A 16,877-nucleotide genomic window follows, 5' to 3' on the forward strand; every position below is an offset into this window, starting at 1 on the left:
ATTACTCCATTTTTAATGGATTATTGTCTAGCTGCCATTTCATTATTGAATATATATAATCCTGACATACTTCCATTTATTCTTTCTAATCTTTCTATAATGTCATTAAAAGATGCTTCTTCCTCAACTTGCTCTGATATATACCAACGTAATAGGTCTTCTGTTGCATAATCGTTAATATCCCTAGCTTCTTCAAATAACATTCTTATTCTTGATGTAACTAGTTTTTCATGCTCTAGTGCTGATTTGAATATATCTTCTAAACTGTCATACTCAGATTTTGGTTCAGCAATAGCCTTTAATTTTACATTATAGCCTAAATCTAAAAGATAAGCTTTTAATTTATCTGCATGTTCTAATTCTTCTGCTTCTTGTTTATATAAGAAATTCGCATATCCTGACCAACTATTTATTTCACACCAATGAGCCATAGCCCTGTAAATATAAGCTGATTCTAATTCAAAATTATACTGTTCATTTAGATTGTTTAATAAATTTTTGTTATCCATTTTTATCTCCTTCTTTACTTTTATTATTTTCAATATATAAATTTAAATAAATTCACATATTCATACTAACTTAAATAACCTGCTCCAATATTATACCCTATTATCTGTTAAAATAACTACATAATCTATTGATTTTTAGAATATTACATTGATTTATAGTATAATATTAACAATAATTGTGTAATTTATCAGCTATTAGGAGAAAATTTATGAAAAAAAATAAAAAACGTAAAAGTAATAAAAATATAAGTTTAATCTTTCTGTTTTACTTACTTGTATTCATAACAACCTTGTTAATATATAAACCTAATGAGTTAGATATAAACTCAACAGAGAGTGGTGAAATAATAACTCTAGACAAAAATAAAAAACAAGAAGAGTTTGATTTTATAGTAGAATTTTTAAAAAATGATTATCCATATTTATCTATTAACGAAAAATATATTAACAATACTTTAGATAATATAATTTCAAATTATGAAAATAAATTGTTAGAAACAAAAAGTGATGTTGAATATGAAAAAACATTGCTAGATTTTTTCGAAGAATTTAAACAGCCGAATTTATTTCTAATAGACTCAAAAAAATACTTTACTTATAAATCACAATTAGAGGATAATTCCGACTCGCCGTGGTCTTTAGTCTTAAATGATAAAAATGTATTAGCAAGGTATAGTGAATATAAAGACACTTCTGATGATACTTCTTCAGAAAGTGGAATATCTATGGAAATAATAAACGAAAATAAAACAGCTTATATTAAAATACAAGATTTTAATCCTCTAGCTATAAAAAAAGATTCTAGTTTATTAACTGAATTTATTAATGGATTAGATGGTTATTCCCATTTAATTATTGATATAAGGGATAATAATGGTTCTTCTATAGAATATTTATTTGAAAATATAATTACCCCTTTAGCACATAATACCTTGGTTATGAATTCGGTTATTCTAGAAAAAAATGAAAAATACTCAGAATTTTTAGACTACTATAATTCATATAGTTATTTTGACCTTGATGATAAATTTTATAAATCCAATAAAATATCTGGTAAAGATATAAGCAATGATAAATTAGAAAATTTTCCTCTTTACAAAGAATATAAAATAAGAATACAGGAAAATAAAGATAATTTATTTGACGGAGAAATTTATATACTTCAAAATAAAAATACAAGTAACGCTGCTGACTTTTTAAGTCAATTTTCTAATATTACAGATTTTGCAACCACCGTTGGACAGTTCACTTCTGGAAATGGTATTAATTTAAATAATGCATTTATAAAGTTACCTTACAGTAATTTTGTAATATCTACCCCTATTGGAATGGGTATAAACGAAGAAGGTTCTGCAAACACAGAATATGGTACATATCCTGAAATAGAAATAAAAGAAAATTCTGACTCTTTAGAAGTTTTACTAGAAATGCTAGATTAGTAGCATTTCTTTTTTTATTTGTTAAGTAATTTATCATACATTTGTTGAAGTCTATCTTCATTCTTGTAAATTTTATAAAAAGATCTATGATTTCCTATTCTGTAAAGTATTTGTTCGTCAGTATTTGATTCATTAAGTTTTGAAAATAAATTTAAGTATTCGTTCTTATCTAGTTTCGAAAAAAATTCTAAAGGATTATTATTTTTTATCGCTAGACCTTTATATTTATTAAGTTGATTAAATATATCAAAATCCATTGTATGTTTCTGACTTTCAAAAATGTTATATAAATTATATTTTTCTTTTAAATCTATTTCAAAATATGAATTTACAATTGAACAAGGCAATAAATTACTAACCTCATACAAAAAAATATTACCTTTAAAGTCAACTCTTTGTAAAGAAAAATATAATATCCTGTTAATCCATCTATGTTCAGTATGTGCATCAAATGGCGATACTATGAATATATTATCATATTTTTTAGATATTAATTTTTCTTCTAATTCTATTACTGCAAATTCCTTATAATTTTCAACATCGTTATTCTTAACTTCTAGTATTGATAAATCATTTAATTTGAGTACTTCTTTTAATTTATAGGCTTCTTCTTTTCTAAGTTCCTTAGTATTTTGTTCCTTCTTGCTTAAACTTCCTCCACTGTCTGTCATGTATAATAAATCTACAGTTTTATTATTAAGAGTATTTTTTAAAAATATTCCTCCTAATCCTATAACTTCATCATCTACATGTGGAACTAAAACTAATGTATTTTTTAAAGATTTATTTAAATCCATCTTAACTAGATTTTCTTTATCCACTTGGTAGTTAGTATATATTTTTTTTATTTCACTAATATTTTTCAATTTTATTGGATAATATAGCAATTTAGCTAATATATCTTTAATTCCCATTATTTATTACCACTTTTCTAAATTTTTTTCCGAATAATTTTAATATAAAAATTTTACCATAATTTTCAAATCCAATTTTATAAAACATTCCCTTAGACTTAAAATTTATATTATCTACAATAACGTATATAATTTTATATTTTCCTAAAGAATTTTGTAAAATAGAATCTATTAAATTTGTTCCTAATCCAAATTTCCTGTATTTTTCAAAAATATAAACATCATAAATATATAGTTCATCATGACTCAATTTGCTTTCATAGCCTGTCAGTCCTTCTTTTATTTCTTCTGTCATAGTCCAGCTATAACCAGCTATCTCGTCTTCGTAATATATGACATATCCAATATTATTTAAACTATCTATCTTTTCATAAAATTGTTTATATTTAGTATGAGTAAATTCTTCTGTGCTCTCTTTTAATTCTTCTATTATTTCCCTATTTATTTTTTTTATTTTATAAATCGTTTTTTTTATTTGTAATTTTTCAATATTTAACTTCATTAAATAATTCTTAGAATAAAATCTACTAGACAAAGAAATAAATACTCCCTTTATTCCCTTGTCCTTAATTTTTTTTAAAATCTTATTCATTATATTATGTCCTTTAACTTTCTTAGTTTATTAAATAATTTAATCTTAAGATTTAAACTAACAAATTCATCGTATTCATACACAATATTATTTTTATTTGCCCATCTATATTTCCATGGATATCTTCCAGCTCCAAAATCATAAATTCCTTTAAATTCTTTATTTATTAAATATTTAAATGTTTCTATATACAATGTATTATTGGGTCTATAATCATAGTATTTATAATTGTAACCTGTATTCCATTCATAATATATATCATCATATAAATAACAAATTTTATAAACTATTATTTCTTCATTTTCATTTTTTAATAAAAATATAACTACATTTTCATTGTCTATTATTAATTTACTGTATATATCTCCTTTAAAATCATCTGATAATATACTATATCTACTAGTTCTATTTTTTTCCTTATTTAAAAAATCTTGTTCTTTCTGGTGAATATCTGAAATATCAGCAAATATTTTTTCGTCAATTTGATTTCCTATTAATATTTCAAAATTGTATTTAGCATCCCTTAGTAGTCTATTTTTATAATTTTTCATATTTTTAGATATATTAATATCATTTAATTTATATATTTCAGAAAAATCCAATTCAGGAACTTCTACAAGATAATTAAGTGAATTATTTAGTTTGTCATTGCTTAAAATATAGTTCGCTAATTTAGACTGAAATTCAATATAACTTAAATTTATTCTATCAAATCTATCTCTGTTTTTTTCTATAAAACTAAATATTTCTTTGAAATATAAGTTAGATTTTCCATTTTCACTTATTATAATATCAAAATAATCTCCAACACCTATAAACTTTAACTCTCTAATTTCTCCTATTTTGGTTTTTCTCTTTTCAATATACAAAGGAGCTACCGATAAAAGTTCTGTATTTTTTTCTAAAATCACTATAAAAAGTTCATTATTTTTATTTACAACTTCTTCTATCCAATATTTCAAGTAATTAAATGTTGAATAATATTTTACATTTGAACCATCTTCTAATTCTTTCCACTTTTTTTCAATTCTTTTTAATTCATCTAAGTTTTTTATTATTCTTAATTCCATTTAATTTGCTCAACCTCATATCTTAATATATAAACTCTTTATCTAGTTTTATATTTCATTTTTTTTAGTTTTTTTAATTTATTTATAGAATATAGCCCTGTTATTATAATTATTGAAATTTCAGTTATAATCATCCCCTCTACAAAACCAGGAGATTTATATTTAAACTCTATTTTCTGATTACCTTCATCTAGGTAAGCCCCCACAAAAGCTTCTTTATATGGAACTATTTTTTTTTTCTTTCCATCTACATAAAGTTCCCAGCCTTCGTTATATGGAATAGAAGTGAAGAAATACCCATCATTTAATACCGTAATATTTCCTTTTATATTCGAAGAACTATATTCATCAATATTAATAATTTCACTTGAAAGCTTTTCATATCCTTGTTGAAATACTTCTTCATTTAATAATGCTAATTTACAATAATAATTTCCATCATCTTCATCTATTAAATCAACTGAAACTTTAACTTTATCGCCCTTTTGATAATATCCAGAAGGTATTACTGTATTTTCTCTAGTTTCGTATTCGTTAAGAGCATCTTCTTTTCCTATTTTTACTTTCCAAACCAAATTTTTATCAGACTCCAAATAATAAAATCCTGTTTTTGGTATATTATACTCTATTTCTATTTTTCCTTTTTCCTGACCTTCGTCCATCTTATAATCATAAGTATCATTTAAGGAATTAAATAATTCTATATTTTCAAATGTTACATTGCTTTTACTTATAATATTAAAAACATTATCTTTTATTCCTGTAAAACTTTTGAATAATGTATTTTGATTATTTATTAAACCACCAGCATAATTTACATTAGGCGAATTTTTATCTACCATGAAACCTAAAGGTAAAGCTTTATGATTTCTATATAAAAACGTATTATTTTCTTTATCTACCAAATCCATAGTAAAATTATCATTCAACTTTTTATTTTTTGATACTAAATATTTTATATCAAATATAGAATTCGTTACTGGAGAACCATAATTATAAAAATATCTGTTACTAAGTGGATATGATGGTATTCCTATATCATCTAAAAACTTTGAGATTCTAGCATCTATAGTTGAAGAAAAGAATGATACTCCATTATATTGGTATAATGGCGGGTCATTAAATGTAAATCTATCAACAACTTCCATTCTATAAAATTTACCTTTTTCTTTTTTATCAGCCTTTTTCACTAGCGCTTCTATTTCAGATCTATTTTGGTGAAATTGAGAATATGTTGTTTTACCAGCTGTGCTTAGCCCTATAAATGCATTTGCTGTTATTTCTGCTATTATTAATATAAATAAAATTATTCCATATACTTTTTTAGTTTTGTAATTTTTTAAATACAACAATACTAAATAAACACTAAATAATATTATATTAGCTATTAAAATAGGTAATTCTCTATTTCCTGCAAGTAATACAACTATACCCAAACTCATTATTCCCAGTGCAATAAATTCTTTACTAGCTAGCTTGTTTAAATTTTTGTACCCTTTGTATGACAATACGATTACAACAAAAGAAAATATAAACGTAAATCTATAAGGAAGCATATTAGTGTATCTTAAACCATGCCATATATAATTTAATATATTTATATTTGTACTAAGTATTAGAAAAACTAACACCATAAATGATAATATTTTTTCTCTTAATTTTATTTCTTTTGAATAATAATAAACTACCAAAAGAAATAAACAAATCAACCCTGAATATATATTTGGTAATCCCTCTGTGACAGTTGGATAATTAAATGCCAACATATTTGACAATACATCTAAAAAGGATTCATATATTTCCATTTCTCCCTGAAATGGACTGGCTGTTTTGTACACCTTCCCTAGACCTATGAATGTAGGTATTAAAATCCATGCACATAAACCTGCTGATAGTAAAGATGATCCCAATACAGCAAATCCCTTTTTTATAAAATTAGTAAATTTTACTTTTATATTTATTGAATAGAAAAAATAAAAAATCACTATAAATATACATATAAATATACTCATATAGTAATTTGTCAACAAACATAAAGCTAGTGACCCCAAGTACAATCCATACTTATTTTTTGTAATAGCTTGTTTTAATCCAAGTGCTACAAGTGGGAGTAATGAAACTACATCTAACCACATAATATTCCAATAATATCCTGCTAGAAATCCACAAAATGCATATAGTAAAGAAAAAATCACGACTGTATAATCTTTTTTATTGTATATACTTTTCAAATACATCAAGCAAAATAAACTGGCAAAACTTATTTTTAAAGAAATTAAAACAGCAAAAAAATAACTTAATAACTTTGCTGGGACTAATATTGATAATAAATTTAAAGGACTTGCACAGTAGTAAGCCATTAAAGATAAAAAATCTGTCCCCATTCCCATATGCCATGAATAAAATATAGATTCTCCTTCTAGGATTTTTCCTCTTAATTCAGCTAAAAATTGATAATATTGGTGATATGCATCTACAACAAGTATCTGATTATCACCGAATGGATAATATTTAAATACAATATATAAAATATTTAATATGATAAACGGTATAGCAAAAGCTAATATATGAAAATAATTTTTATTGTTTCTTATTTTATTAATAATTTTTAAAAACATAATCCCTCTCCTAATCGTCTATGAATATTATAACTTAAAAAACAATAAAAAAAGGATAGGTAACTATCCTTTTATAAGATTTATTCTAATGAATCATTTATTAAAGCTGTTGCTTCAATTTCAATAACTGCATCTTTTGGTAATTTAGCTACTTGAACTAAAGCTCTAGCTGGTTTATGATCACCAAAGAAGTTTGTATAAACTTCGTTAATAGCATCGAAATCAGCAATGTCTTTTACAAAAACTCCCACTCTAGCTATATCTGTTAATTTTCCACCTGCAGCTTCAATAATTGCTAAAACATTGTCTAAGCTTGTTTGAGTTGCTTCTTTTACTTCTGTAACTAAGTTACCATCTTTGATTGGTAATTGTCCTGATACTAAAACTGTATCTGCTCCTTTTAATCCTCTTGTTCCTTGTGAATAAGGACCAATTGCTGCTGGTGCTTTGTGTGTTGTAATAAATTCTACGCTCATTAAAATTTCTCCTTTAAATCTATATTTTTTTACTCCAAAGTCTTTCTAAATCATAGTACTCTCTAAACTCTGGTGTAAATACATGTACTATTATATCACCTAAATCCACTAGAATCCAGTTCCCATCTCTATAACCTTCTTTACCTAGTAAATCAAGGTTATTTTCTGTGGCTATTTTTTCTACTTCATCTGCAATAGATTGAGTTTGATTTGCAGTATTACCTGTAGCAATAACAAAATAATCTGCTAAAGCTTGTCCATTTTCCAGCTCTATAACTTCAATATCTTTAGCTATCTTTTCTTCACATGCTTCTTTTATTAAGTTTATCTTATCCTTCAACATATCCTCCTAATAAGCTATTTCTTAGTAATATAGTATTAATTGAAATTTCTTGATTTCTTTTTATTAAGTATAATATAGTATTATTTATACTTAATATTATAGCACTATTTAAATCTAATAATGATTTTTCTCTAATTTTCTTTACATTATTGTAATTTCTTCCAATTTCTGTCTTATCAGCTAAGTATAACACCTTTTCAAAATCATTCATATTTAATCTTCCTGTAGTATGATATATTATAGCGTTTAATATTTGCACATCTTTGATTTTGTATTTATTTTTAGCCACTATAGCTCCTAATAAGCAATGCTCCAAAAAAGGATTACGAAATTCTTTAAATTCTTCTTTACTTATTAATAAATTAAATTCTTCAGAATACAAATTTTTATAAGTATCCTCTTTTCCTTTTGCACAGTCGTGTAAAAGAGCTGCTATTTTAATTTTTTCTTTATTTATATTATATAAACCTGCTAATTCAATAGATTTTTCGACAACTCGTAAAGTATGTTCGTATCTAGATTTTTTCAATTTATCTCTCAAATCATTTTGAATATCTTCAAATCTACACATATAACCCTTCTTTTTCTATATATCTAAAGGTATTATATTCCAAATAATATCTTGGATTTTGCCCATTTCTAAATCTTTCTCTAATATTTGTTGATGAAATATCCAGAAAAGACGTTGGAATTTCTTCTATATTGTATCCTTTTAAATTTAATTCAACTATTTTTTCTCGAAGTAGCTCTATGTTTTTATAAGATCTTCTAGCTACTAATATTTTTGTTTCAGATAAAAATTCTTTATACTTATACCAACTTTCAATACTCATTAAAGAGTCTTCTCCCATTATAAAATAAATTTCTTCAATACCATATAATGACTTTAAATATTTTACAGTTTCAAAAGAATAGCTTCTTGATTTTTTGTTTATTTCAAAATCCGAAATTTCAAAATTGTCATTATTGCTAGTTGAAATCTTAACCATTTCAAATCTTTTATGACTTGATACTATTTCTCTATCCTTATGAGGAGGTGTACCTGCTGGCATAAAAATTATTCTATCTAACTTTTTAAACTCTAATGCTTCTTGAGCTATTGCCAAATGTCCTATATGGATAGGATTAAATGTCCCCCCCATTATAGCTATATTTTTATTTTGGCAATTCAATTTTCTTTTCCTTAGATTCTCTGTAAACAACAAATTTAGATCCTATTATTTGAACAAATTCTGCATTTAAATTATCCAAAATAGTTTCAACTATTTCATTTTTATCATCCAAGTTATTATTTAATATCTTTACTTTTATTAATTCTCTCTTCTTTAGTAAATCATCTAATTGTTTCAAAGTATTCTCTGAAATTCCACCTTTACCAATTAGTAAAAGAGGTTCCATATCGTGAGCTAACCCCTTTAGATACGCTCTTTGTTTTGGATTAATCATATATCCTCCTAGTCAAAATATTCAAATTCCATTTCACCAACTATAACATAGTCTCCATCTTGTATCCCATTTTCTTTTAATTTAATAAAAACTTTTTTATCTGTTAAAACTTTTTGGAAATGTTTTAATGCCTCATTGTCTTCAAAGTTAGTTCTATAAACTAAATCGTCTATTAAAGGTCCTGTAACTATATAAGTATTATCTCTTTTAGTTATTTCATAATCAGGCTCTTTTTCATCTTCAAATGGAATATATTCTTCATCATATGTCTCATATTCAAATCCTACTTCTTTTAATATTTCCCATATTTTATATTTTAATTTATCTATTCCCTCTGTTGTAGCTGCTGACATTTCTATTATGTCATCTACTCTATCTACAAAAGCGTTTTTTATACTCTCTAGTCCTTCTTTTGCACCTTGTAAGTCTATTTTATTTGCAACTATGATTTCTTTTTTATCAGCTATTTTTATATTGTATGATAATAATTCTTTTCTTATTGAATTATAATCATCTACAGGGTTCCTACCTTCACTGCCTGAAGCATCTAATACATGAACCAATACCCTAGTTCTTTCAACATGCTTTAAGAAATCAAATCCAAGCCCTACTCCTTCACTAGCTCCTTCTATGATACCTGGAATATCTGCAATAACAAAAGATTCTCCCTCTCCTATTTTTACTACTCCCAAATTAGGTTCTAATGTTGTAAAGTGATAATTTGCAATCTTAGGCTTAGCTTCGCTAATTATTGAAAGTATAGATGATTTTCCAACATTAGGAAGACCTATCAAACCAACATCTGCTATAAGTTTTATCTCTAATTTAACTATCCTTTCTTGCCCTTTTGTACCAGGTTCAGCAAATCTTGGAGCTTGTCTTGTAGAATTAGAAAACTTAGCATTTCCTCTACCGCCTTTACCTCCTCTACAAACAAGATATTCTTCACCATGATACTTCATGTCATGAATTACTCTATCTGTATCGTAATCCTTAATTAATGTACCTATTGGAACTTTAAGATATAAGTCTTCTCCTTTTTTACCGTACATTCTTTTAGTTCCACCATTTTCACCATTTTCAGCTTTGTAATGTCTCTTATAGCGAAAATCCATAAGTGTTCTTATACTCTCATCAGCAATGATGTAAATACTTCCACCATTACCACCATCACCACCAAAAGGTCCTCCTGATGGTTCAAACTTTTCTCTACGAAAAGCTACTGCTCCATCTCCGCCTCTTCCTGCTTTTAATTCAATTTTTGCAACATCTATAAACATATTTTTACCTTTTCCTTTAACTTTATACTACTATACTACAAATTGTGAAATAAAAAAGCAACACTAATAAAGTGTTGCAAATTTTTAAGCTAACTCTTGTCTTGGGTAAACTGAAATTTGTTTTTTATCTTTACCCTTTCTTTCGTATTTAACTATACCATCAATAGTAGCGAATAAAGTATCATCTCCACCTTTACCTACATTGTTTCCAGGATGGAATTTAGTACCTCTTTGTCTTACTAAAATATTTCCAGCAAGAACAAATTGTCCGTCACCTCTTTTAGTACCAAGCATTTTTGCAGCACTATCACGACCATTTTTAGAACTACCTACTCCTTTTTTACTAGCAAATAGTTGTAAGTCCATTTTTAACATATTATCGCACCTCCTCGTATTCGACGCTAATATATTCATTATAAGTATCTTTTATACTGTTTAAAGCTAATTTTAAACTATTTAAAATCAGCGACGTAGATTCTACTTCTTTACTTGTCATACCTTCATATCTAATTTTAAGCTTACTAATATTGTTATCAATTTCGTAATCTATAAACTTCTCTACTTTTACTATTTCTGTCAAAGTATTAATTGAATTTATAAAATAAACTGAAACTGCAGAGCATACAATATCTTTTCCACTTTCGTCAAATTCAGCATGACCTTTTGACTTTATTTCAATAATTCTATCATCTTTATCTAAAGTCAAAACAATTTCAATCATACTAACCTTCTATAGCTTCAATTTTAATCTTAGTGAAAGGTTGACGATGTCCTTTTTTCTTTCTATAGTTTTTCTTAGGCTTAAATTTAAAAACTATTACTTTCTTACCTTTGCCTTGAGCTTCTACTGTAGCTTTTATTTTTGCTCCTTCTACATTTGGACTTCCAACTTTAACATTGTCTCCATCAGCAATTAAAAGTACATTATCAAATTCTACAGTTTCTCCAATTTCAGCATTTAATTTCTCAACATAGTAACATTTTCCTGCTTCTACATTATATTGTTTACCACCTGTTTGTAATACTGCGTACATTTAGTGCACCTCCTTATTTTAAGACTCGCCAGGATAAGGTGACTATGCTTTAAAACCTTGCCTGAGCGGTTACACACTCAATTAGTATATAGTAATCTTATTTAATTGTCAATCTTTATTCTTGTTCTAATAAATTCTAAAAGTCCTATATTTGAGATACCATAAAATTTTATTTGTGTATATTCTTTTAATTTATTCTCAATAAATTTACATAAAATTTTCATATCTTTTGATTTAATATTTATTATATCTATCAAAATAATTCCACTAATATCTCTAAGCTCTACTTGTCTTATACTTTCTGATATAGCTTCTTTATTTATTTCTAAAAAATTTGTATCTTGTCCACTATTTACATCAATAACTGTTAAAGCTTCTGTATTTTGTATTACAATATTTGAATTTTGAAGAATTTCAATTTTTTCTTGTTCAAGACTTAATAAATCTTTTGATATATTTTCATCATATTCATAATTATAATTTTCTTCATAAATTATTTCTTTATCTTTAAAATATTCTTTTAGACTATTAAATTTTTCTTTATTGTTTGTTATTATATAATCAAATTTACCATCTATAAATTCATATATATATTTTATATTTGAATAAATTTTTCTAGGTATTGGTAAAAATTTAGATTGTTTTATAATAAATTTATTTATATTTTTTAAAGAATAATTTTCTTCTTTTAATTCTTCAATAGCATAATTCAAACTATCTGTTCTAAATGTAATTCCTTCAAAAGTTGATAAATCATTTTCTAATATGAATTTTTCTTTAATTTCTTTTTTTATTTTTTTTGAAAAAGTATTCTTCTTCCTATTTGGGTAATAAACTAATTTTTTACCTGATATTGAATAATCCGTTGTAAATTTATCGAATTTATTTGAATCTGTCTTTTTATATAGTTGTACTATAATTTCATTCCCTAATTTTACACCTTTAGGAATATGTCTCTTTTCAATACAAGCTTTTACATCTTTTTCTATCTCTATAATATAACCTTTGATACTATGAAGTTCTTTTGTTACCTTAGCTATATAAACATCATCTCTTAGCGAATAATCGTTAAATATATTTAATTTTTTTAGTTTATTATTTTCCGATAAACCAATAATGGTTTTATTATTATCTGTATAAATAAAATAATATTTCATTACAAGTTAAAAATTCTTTCTATTATATTTCTGTCCATTTTGTATTCTGATATTCCCAAGTATACTTCCCAAATTTCATATAAATCTTCATTGCTAATATTACTGTCTATTAACTTGTCTGCAATAACTATATATCCTTCTTTTTCTATTTCTTCTTTTTTTCTTCTATTAATTTTACTTCTAACAATCCTATTATTTATAAAATATTTTTTAATATTTTCTATGTTTTCAATGTTCTCACTTATTAGTTCTACATCATCTACTAGATTTATTTTTCTTAATTCCATATTTAAAATTAAATAATCATAACCTTTTATATTGTTTAATTTTTTATAATCTTCATCTTTCAATGTATATTTATCTTTTTTAAAAGCACTTGGAAGAATATCTAAATTATCGTTTACTTCTGTTTTTCCTTGTTCTAAATTACAAATTTGTGAAAAATAATCTAAATTGTCATAAATAATATAATTTTCTACTTCAAATAAAATTTCCAAATCACGATTGTCATCCATGTTCACTACTAAAACTTTTGCATCTTTAGATAAAAAACTAGAAAGACTTGATATGTACAAGTTCTTTCTAGTTTTATCTTCAGATGAAATACATACTATTTTCATCTCTACCTCTAATTAATCAGCATTAGCCTCTACTTGCCCATCTTCTGAATTTCCAGAAGGTGTAACTTCCATAGCAGCTGCCATAATATCTCTAAACATCGGTGTAATATTTGACGATGTACCTGCTTGCGTTACTACTGCAACTACAACATATTCAGGATTGTCATATGGTGCAAAACCTATTGTCCATCCATATTCATCATATTCTTCACCTGTTACTGGATTTTTAGTTCCTACCTCTGCTGTACCAGTTTTTACTCCAAGCTTAAAAGGTAACTTTCCATATATTTTTGCTTGTGACCCAGTTTCAGCTGCCATTTTTGTACCTTCTCTAATTATCCTTAAATAATCATAATCATCTAGATTCAGTCTTTCTGGCGATGGTGAATTTTTGTAAATATATTCTCCATCTCTACTACTTACAACTCTATCAACTATACTCAATTTATTTTTATATCCATCATTTGCTATAGTTGCCATGTATCTTGCCATTTGTATTGGAGTGTAGGCATTTTGTCCTTGTCCTATAACAACGTTTAAACTATCACCTTGCAACCACTTAGACTGATCCAAGAAATTATATTTTACTTGATATGAAAAAGAGTCTTTTTCATTTTCTTTCTTTCTATCAGGATCAAATCCTAGTTCTTCAAGTCTCTTCTTAATTTCAGAATCAGAAATTGATGGTTCATCTATCCAATTGCTCATTTCTGTTATTTTTTCGTTTAATTCTTCCTCTGAAGTATCAGAATCTTTTAAGAAATACTTAGCATTTTCTTGCAAATATTTAACATACAAATTCTTATATGTTCCTAATTTAACTTTTCTATCAGGTAAAGTTCCCAAACTTTCTGCTGGCATATTTATATCAATTCCAGTTTTTTCTCCTAGTCCTAAAGACTTTGCTGTTTCTGATATATCATCTACTTTTAACTGAAAACTTGAACCATCTCTCGAAGCTGATGACAAACCTTGTACAAGATTAAAATAATAGTAGTTACAAGAATCTCTTATCGCTTCCCTTATGCTTTCATTTCCATGAACAGATCTAGATCTATTCCAAATAGCACATCCAAAAGTTCTTCCTCCAACATCTATAAAACCTTGACATTTTAAAGTAAAGTTTGGACTTAATCCACTTTTTAATCCTGCTAAGGAAGATGCTAATTTAAAAGTAGATCCTGGCTGTATTGCAGATTGCATTGATATATTTAAAAGTGGTCTTGCTGCTAACAAATCTTTTTCATTTTTGGGGTATAGACTCTCCCAATCACTCGAAGATATTCCCGTCGAAAACATATTTAAATTAAAGTCTGGTTCATTTGCCATTGCAATAACTTCTCCTGTTTTTGCATTTAGCACAACCGCTGCTCCACTAGTCGCTTTTGAATAGGAGTTTCCTGAACTAGATCTAGAAAGAGTTGTATTTCCCCAGTCTGAATTATAAACACCATCTCCTTGCAAGGAACTTATAGTTTCTTTTAAAGCCTTCTCTGCTGCATCTTGTATATTAATATCTATTGACGTGTAAACATCATTTCCTGGTATTGCCTTAGTCTCACTTAAAGTTTCTGTTGTATTTCCCCTATTATCTATTAATACTCTCTTCTTTCCATTTGTACCTTTTAATGATAATTCTTGACTTTCTTCCACACCTGTCTTACCAACTAATGAATCCTTAGAATAATTTTTGTTACTAATATATTTATCAATTTCTGCTTGAGTAGAGATTTTTCCCATATATCCAATAGCATGAGCTGCAAGGTCTCCGTTAGGATAATATCTTATAGATTCTGAATCTACAAAAATTCCTGAATCATCACTAAAGTTTTCCTCTATCTTAGAAAATGTGATTTTACTTATATTATATGTAAGATCTAATGGAGCATATCTTAAATCTCCATGCTTAGAAATTCTATCATATAGTATCAGCATATTATTAGTATCATATTTCGAATACTCTACTATATCTTCTTCGTCAATTCCAAAGTTCAATGTATTTTCTTTTATAGCTTCATATAAGTCCTCAACATTATCTTCTTTTGAATTTAGTTTATTTGCCTTATATAAATCATCAATGTTTTTTTCATAACTATAACCCCATTCTGTAACACTTATTCTTGGAGTTATATTCTTTTGTGTATTTATTGATTGAGCTATGAATTTTATATCATCTGATGTTACAAATTCTTCTAATAAATTATTATCTATAATTAAACTTTTTAATTTATCTTTTGCTGTTAGATTTTTATCTTCATAACCCTTTTTATAACTTATTATGGCTTGGGGATTGTCTTTGTCTTTCTCATCTATAGTAACTTCTAGATTATTGTCAATGTTGTTTTTATTTAATAGTTTTACTGCCTTTTCAGCTGGAATTATAGCAGGTTCTTCTGAATTAACTTTTAATGTTACATTTGTTAACAAATCATCTATTGAAGAATTTCTCACAATTTCTGTAAAATCAAACTTAGCACTTGTTTTCATCGTTATATTTGAATAGGTTTTTGATAGTGAAGATTTTGTTTCCAATAGTTTTTCCTTATCTTCTAAACCTATTTTTTCTATTACTAAATTATCTTGAAGGTTCTTCTCTTCTATAACTTTATATGCTAGCTCTCTTCCAAGAGGATGATTTAGTATATTTCTTATTATACTTTCATCATTTTTCACATAATTACCCAAAAACTGATATGGAGTTTGTCCTTCTTTATATCCATTTTTTTGCAAAAATTCATTCTTAGTGTCTGTAAACTCAAGATTTCCATAACCTGAATCTAAAGGTATATCTAACCCTTTTTTCTTAATAGAATTAATTACTCTATCTACTACTCTAAAATTATATACGCCTTGTTTCGTTTCTTTAGAATATTCCTTGTTTATTATCTCCAACATCAATTCGTTGTCTTTTATTATCTCAACCGTTTTATTAATAGGAGATAAATCTTCCTTTGTAAAATCTTTCTCACTTTTAAAAGTTATTAAATTTAGTGCTATAGAATACCCATCATTATAGTTAGCTCCATCTTCTTCTAGCAATCTGCTTAATTTCAACAAGTTTTCATTCTTTGTTTTTTGATCTAATTTGCTAAAATCGTCTTTCATTATTGAAGCTGTATATACAACTTTGTTACCTGCTAATAATTTTCCGTTTTTATCATAAATATTTCCTCTAGGTGCTATAACTTCAACTTCCCTTAACCTTGAGTTTTCTGATACGTCCCTATAATAATTTCCTCTAACCAATGTTAAATAGCCTAATCCTATTATTAATAAAAACATCATCAAAAATAAGATTATTTGTACAGCATAAAATCTATCATACCCTCTATATTTATTTATTAACTTTTGTATTCTATTTCTGATTCTATTCATTTTT

18 protein-coding genes and 1 other annotated feature are annotated in these 16,877 nt (G+C 26.0%); of the genes, 1 reads left to right on the forward strand and 17 read right to left on the reverse strand.

Annotated elements, in window-relative coordinates:
• Positions 1-20 precede the first annotated feature (20 nt).
• Positions 21-509, reverse strand: coding sequence for a ferritin (locus CS899_RS05000; protein ID WP_100065071.1), 489 nt, complete (start codon positions 507-509; stop codon positions 21-23).
• Positions 510-718: 209 nt separating this feature from the next.
• Between CS899_RS05000 and CS899_RS05005 the strand changes: the two genes are divergently transcribed.
• Positions 719-1,948, forward strand: coding sequence for a S41 family peptidase (locus CS899_RS05005; protein ID WP_100065072.1), 1,230 nt, complete (start codon positions 719-721; stop codon positions 1,946-1,948).
• 14 nt (positions 1,949-1,962) lie between these two features.
• Here CS899_RS05005 and CS899_RS05010 read toward each other — a convergent pair whose 3' ends face one another.
• From CS899_RS05010 to CS899_RS05085, 16 genes are all read right to left on the reverse strand, one after another.
• Positions 1,963-2,862, reverse strand: coding sequence for a PIG-L deacetylase family protein (locus CS899_RS05010; protein WP_100065073.1), 900 nt, complete (start codon positions 2,860-2,862; stop codon positions 1,963-1,965).
• Entirely contained in the window at positions 2,852-3,454 is a 603-nt protein-coding gene (locus CS899_RS05015; RefSeq protein ID WP_100065074.1) for a GNAT family N-acetyltransferase, read from the reverse strand. The genes CS899_RS05010 and CS899_RS05015 overlap by 11 nt, the downstream gene beginning before the upstream one ends.
• Entirely contained in the window at positions 3,454-4,524 is a 1,071-nt protein-coding gene (locus CS899_RS05020; RefSeq protein WP_100065075.1) for a GNAT family N-acetyltransferase, read from the reverse strand. Before CS899_RS05020 ends, CS899_RS05015 begins: the two co-directional genes overlap by 1 nt.
• A gap of 38 nt (positions 4,525-4,562) precedes the next feature.
• The gene (locus CS899_RS05025) at positions 4,563-7,142 is read right to left on the reverse strand and encodes a YfhO family protein (protein WP_100065076.1); all 2,580 of its coding nucleotides are present in this window, start codon (positions 7,140-7,142) and stop codon (positions 4,563-4,565) included.
• An 80-nt stretch (positions 7,143-7,222) separates the two neighbouring features.
• Positions 7,223-7,618, reverse strand: coding sequence for a RidA family protein (locus CS899_RS05030; protein WP_100065077.1), 396 nt, complete (start codon positions 7,616-7,618; stop codon positions 7,223-7,225).
• A gap of 19 nt (positions 7,619-7,637) precedes the next feature.
• Positions 7,638-7,958 carry a ribosome silencing factor gene (gene rsfS, locus CS899_RS05035; RefSeq protein WP_242491871.1) on the reverse strand — a complete coding sequence of 107 codons (321 nt, stop codon included), beginning with the start codon at positions 7,956-7,958 and terminating at the stop codon, positions 7,638-7,640.
• A complete protein-coding gene (gene yqeK, locus CS899_RS05040; RefSeq protein WP_100065079.1) occupies positions 7,948-8,532 on the reverse strand; it encodes a bis(5'-nucleosyl)-tetraphosphatase (symmetrical) YqeK in 585 nt (194 codons plus the stop codon). The genes rsfS and yqeK overlap by 11 nt, the downstream gene beginning before the upstream one ends.
• On the reverse strand, positions 8,525-9,133 hold the full coding sequence (gene nadD / locus CS899_RS05045; protein WP_242491872.1) for a nicotinate-nucleotide adenylyltransferase: 609 nt from the start codon (positions 9,131-9,133) through the stop codon (positions 8,525-8,527). The genes yqeK and nadD overlap by 8 nt, the downstream gene beginning before the upstream one ends.
• On the reverse strand, positions 9,117-9,407 hold the full coding sequence (gene yhbY / locus CS899_RS05050; RefSeq protein ID WP_100065080.1) for a ribosome assembly RNA-binding protein YhbY: 291 nt from the start codon (positions 9,405-9,407) through the stop codon (positions 9,117-9,119). Before yhbY ends, nadD begins: the two co-directional genes overlap by 17 nt.
• Before the next feature lie 8 nt (positions 9,408-9,415).
• Positions 9,416-10,687, reverse strand: coding sequence for a GTPase ObgE (gene obgE, locus CS899_RS05055; protein WP_100065081.1), 1,272 nt, complete (start codon positions 10,685-10,687; stop codon positions 9,416-9,418).
• A gap of 84 nt (positions 10,688-10,771) precedes the next feature.
• On the reverse strand, positions 10,772-11,062 hold the full coding sequence (gene rpmA / locus CS899_RS05060) for a 50S ribosomal protein L27 (protein ID WP_100065082.1): 291 nt from the start codon (positions 11,060-11,062) through the stop codon (positions 10,772-10,774).
• A 1-nt stretch (position 11,063) separates the two neighbouring features.
• Positions 11,064-11,408: a ribosomal-processing cysteine protease Prp gene (locus tag CS899_RS05065; protein ID WP_100065083.1), complete on the reverse strand. Its 345-nt coding sequence runs from the start codon at positions 11,406-11,408 to the stop codon at positions 11,064-11,066.
• Position 11,409: 1 nt separating this feature from the next.
• Positions 11,410-11,721 carry a 50S ribosomal protein L21 gene (gene rplU, locus CS899_RS05070; RefSeq protein WP_100065084.1) on the reverse strand — a complete coding sequence of 104 codons (312 nt, stop codon included), beginning with the start codon at positions 11,719-11,721 and terminating at the stop codon, positions 11,410-11,412.
• Between the two features lie 11 nt (positions 11,722-11,732).
• Positions 11,733-11,802 (reverse strand) — a sequence feature (ribosomal protein L21 leader region).
• A gap of 20 nt (positions 11,803-11,822) precedes the next feature.
• Positions 11,823-12,878 (reverse strand): ribonuclease E/G, encoded by a 1,056-nt coding sequence (locus CS899_RS05075; protein ID WP_100065085.1) that lies wholly within the window; start codon positions 12,876-12,878, stop codon positions 11,823-11,825.
• Complete coding sequence (locus CS899_RS05080; RefSeq protein WP_100065086.1) at positions 12,878-13,498, reverse strand: P-loop NTPase family protein; 621 nt, start codon at positions 13,496-13,498, stop codon at positions 12,878-12,880. The genes CS899_RS05075 and CS899_RS05080 overlap by 1 nt, the downstream gene beginning before the upstream one ends.
• A gap of 12 nt (positions 13,499-13,510) precedes the next feature.
• Positions 13,511-16,873, reverse strand: a complete 3,363-nt coding sequence (locus CS899_RS05085) for a penicillin-binding transpeptidase domain-containing protein (protein WP_100065087.1) — start codon at positions 16,871-16,873, stop codon at positions 13,511-13,513.
• Between the last annotated feature and the right edge of the window lie 4 nt (positions 16,874-16,877).

The sequence above is a fragment of the Miniphocaeibacter massiliensis genome (genome assembly GCF_900232905.1).
GTDB lineage: Bacteria > Bacillota > Clostridia > Tissierellales > Peptoniphilaceae > Miniphocaeibacter > Miniphocaeibacter massiliensis.

Excerpts from the sequence above, each read along its gene's own strand:
- CS899_RS05000 (WP_100065071.1), bottom strand. The coding sequence starts at position 509 with ATGGATAACAAAAATTTATTAAACAATCTAAATGAACAGTATAATTTT.
- CS899_RS05005 (WP_100065072.1), top strand. The coding sequence starts at position 719 with ATGAAAAAAAATAAAAAACGTAAAAGTAATAAAAATATAAGTTTAATC.
- CS899_RS05010 (WP_100065073.1), bottom strand. The coding sequence starts at position 2,862 with ATGGGAATTAAAGATATATTAGCTAAATTGCTATATTATCCAATAAAA.
- CS899_RS05015 (WP_100065074.1), bottom strand. The coding sequence starts at position 3,454 with ATGAATAAGATTTTAAAAAAAATTAAGGACAAGGGAATAAAGGGAGTA.
- CS899_RS05020 (WP_100065075.1), bottom strand. The coding sequence starts at position 4,524 with ATGGAATTAAGAATAATAAAAAACTTAGATGAATTAAAAAGAATTGAA.
- CS899_RS05025 (WP_100065076.1), bottom strand. The coding sequence starts at position 7,142 with ATGTTTTTAAAAATTATTAATAAAATAAGAAACAATAAAAATTATTTT.
- CS899_RS05030 (WP_100065077.1), bottom strand. The coding sequence starts at position 7,618 with ATGAGCGTAGAATTTATTACAACACACAAAGCACCAGCAGCAATTGGT.
- yqeK (WP_100065079.1), bottom strand. The coding sequence starts at position 8,532 with ATGTGTAGATTTGAAGATATTCAAAATGATTTGAGAGATAAATTGAAA.
- yhbY (WP_100065080.1), bottom strand. The coding sequence starts at position 9,407 with ATGATTAATCCAAAACAAAGAGCGTATCTAAAGGGGTTAGCTCACGAT.
- obgE (WP_100065081.1), bottom strand. The coding sequence starts at position 10,687 with ATGTTTATAGATGTTGCAAAAATTGAATTAAAAGCAGGAAGAGGCGGA.
- rpmA (WP_100065082.1), bottom strand. The coding sequence starts at position 11,062 with ATGTTAAAAATGGACTTACAACTATTTGCTAGTAAAAAAGGAGTAGGT.
- CS899_RS05065 (WP_100065083.1), bottom strand. The coding sequence starts at position 11,408 with ATGATTGAAATTGTTTTGACTTTAGATAAAGATGATAGAATTATTGAA.
- rplU (WP_100065084.1), bottom strand. The coding sequence starts at position 11,721 with ATGTACGCAGTATTACAAACAGGTGGTAAACAATATAATGTAGAAGCA.
- CS899_RS05075 (WP_100065085.1), bottom strand. The coding sequence starts at position 12,878 with ATGAAATATTATTTTATTTATACAGATAATAATAAAACCATTATTGGT.
- CS899_RS05080 (WP_100065086.1), bottom strand. The coding sequence starts at position 13,498 with ATGAAAATAGTATGTATTTCATCTGAAGATAAAACTAGAAAGAACTTG.
- CS899_RS05085 (WP_100065087.1), bottom strand. The coding sequence starts at position 16,873 with ATGAATAGAATCAGAAATAGAATACAAAAGTTAATAAATAAATATAGA.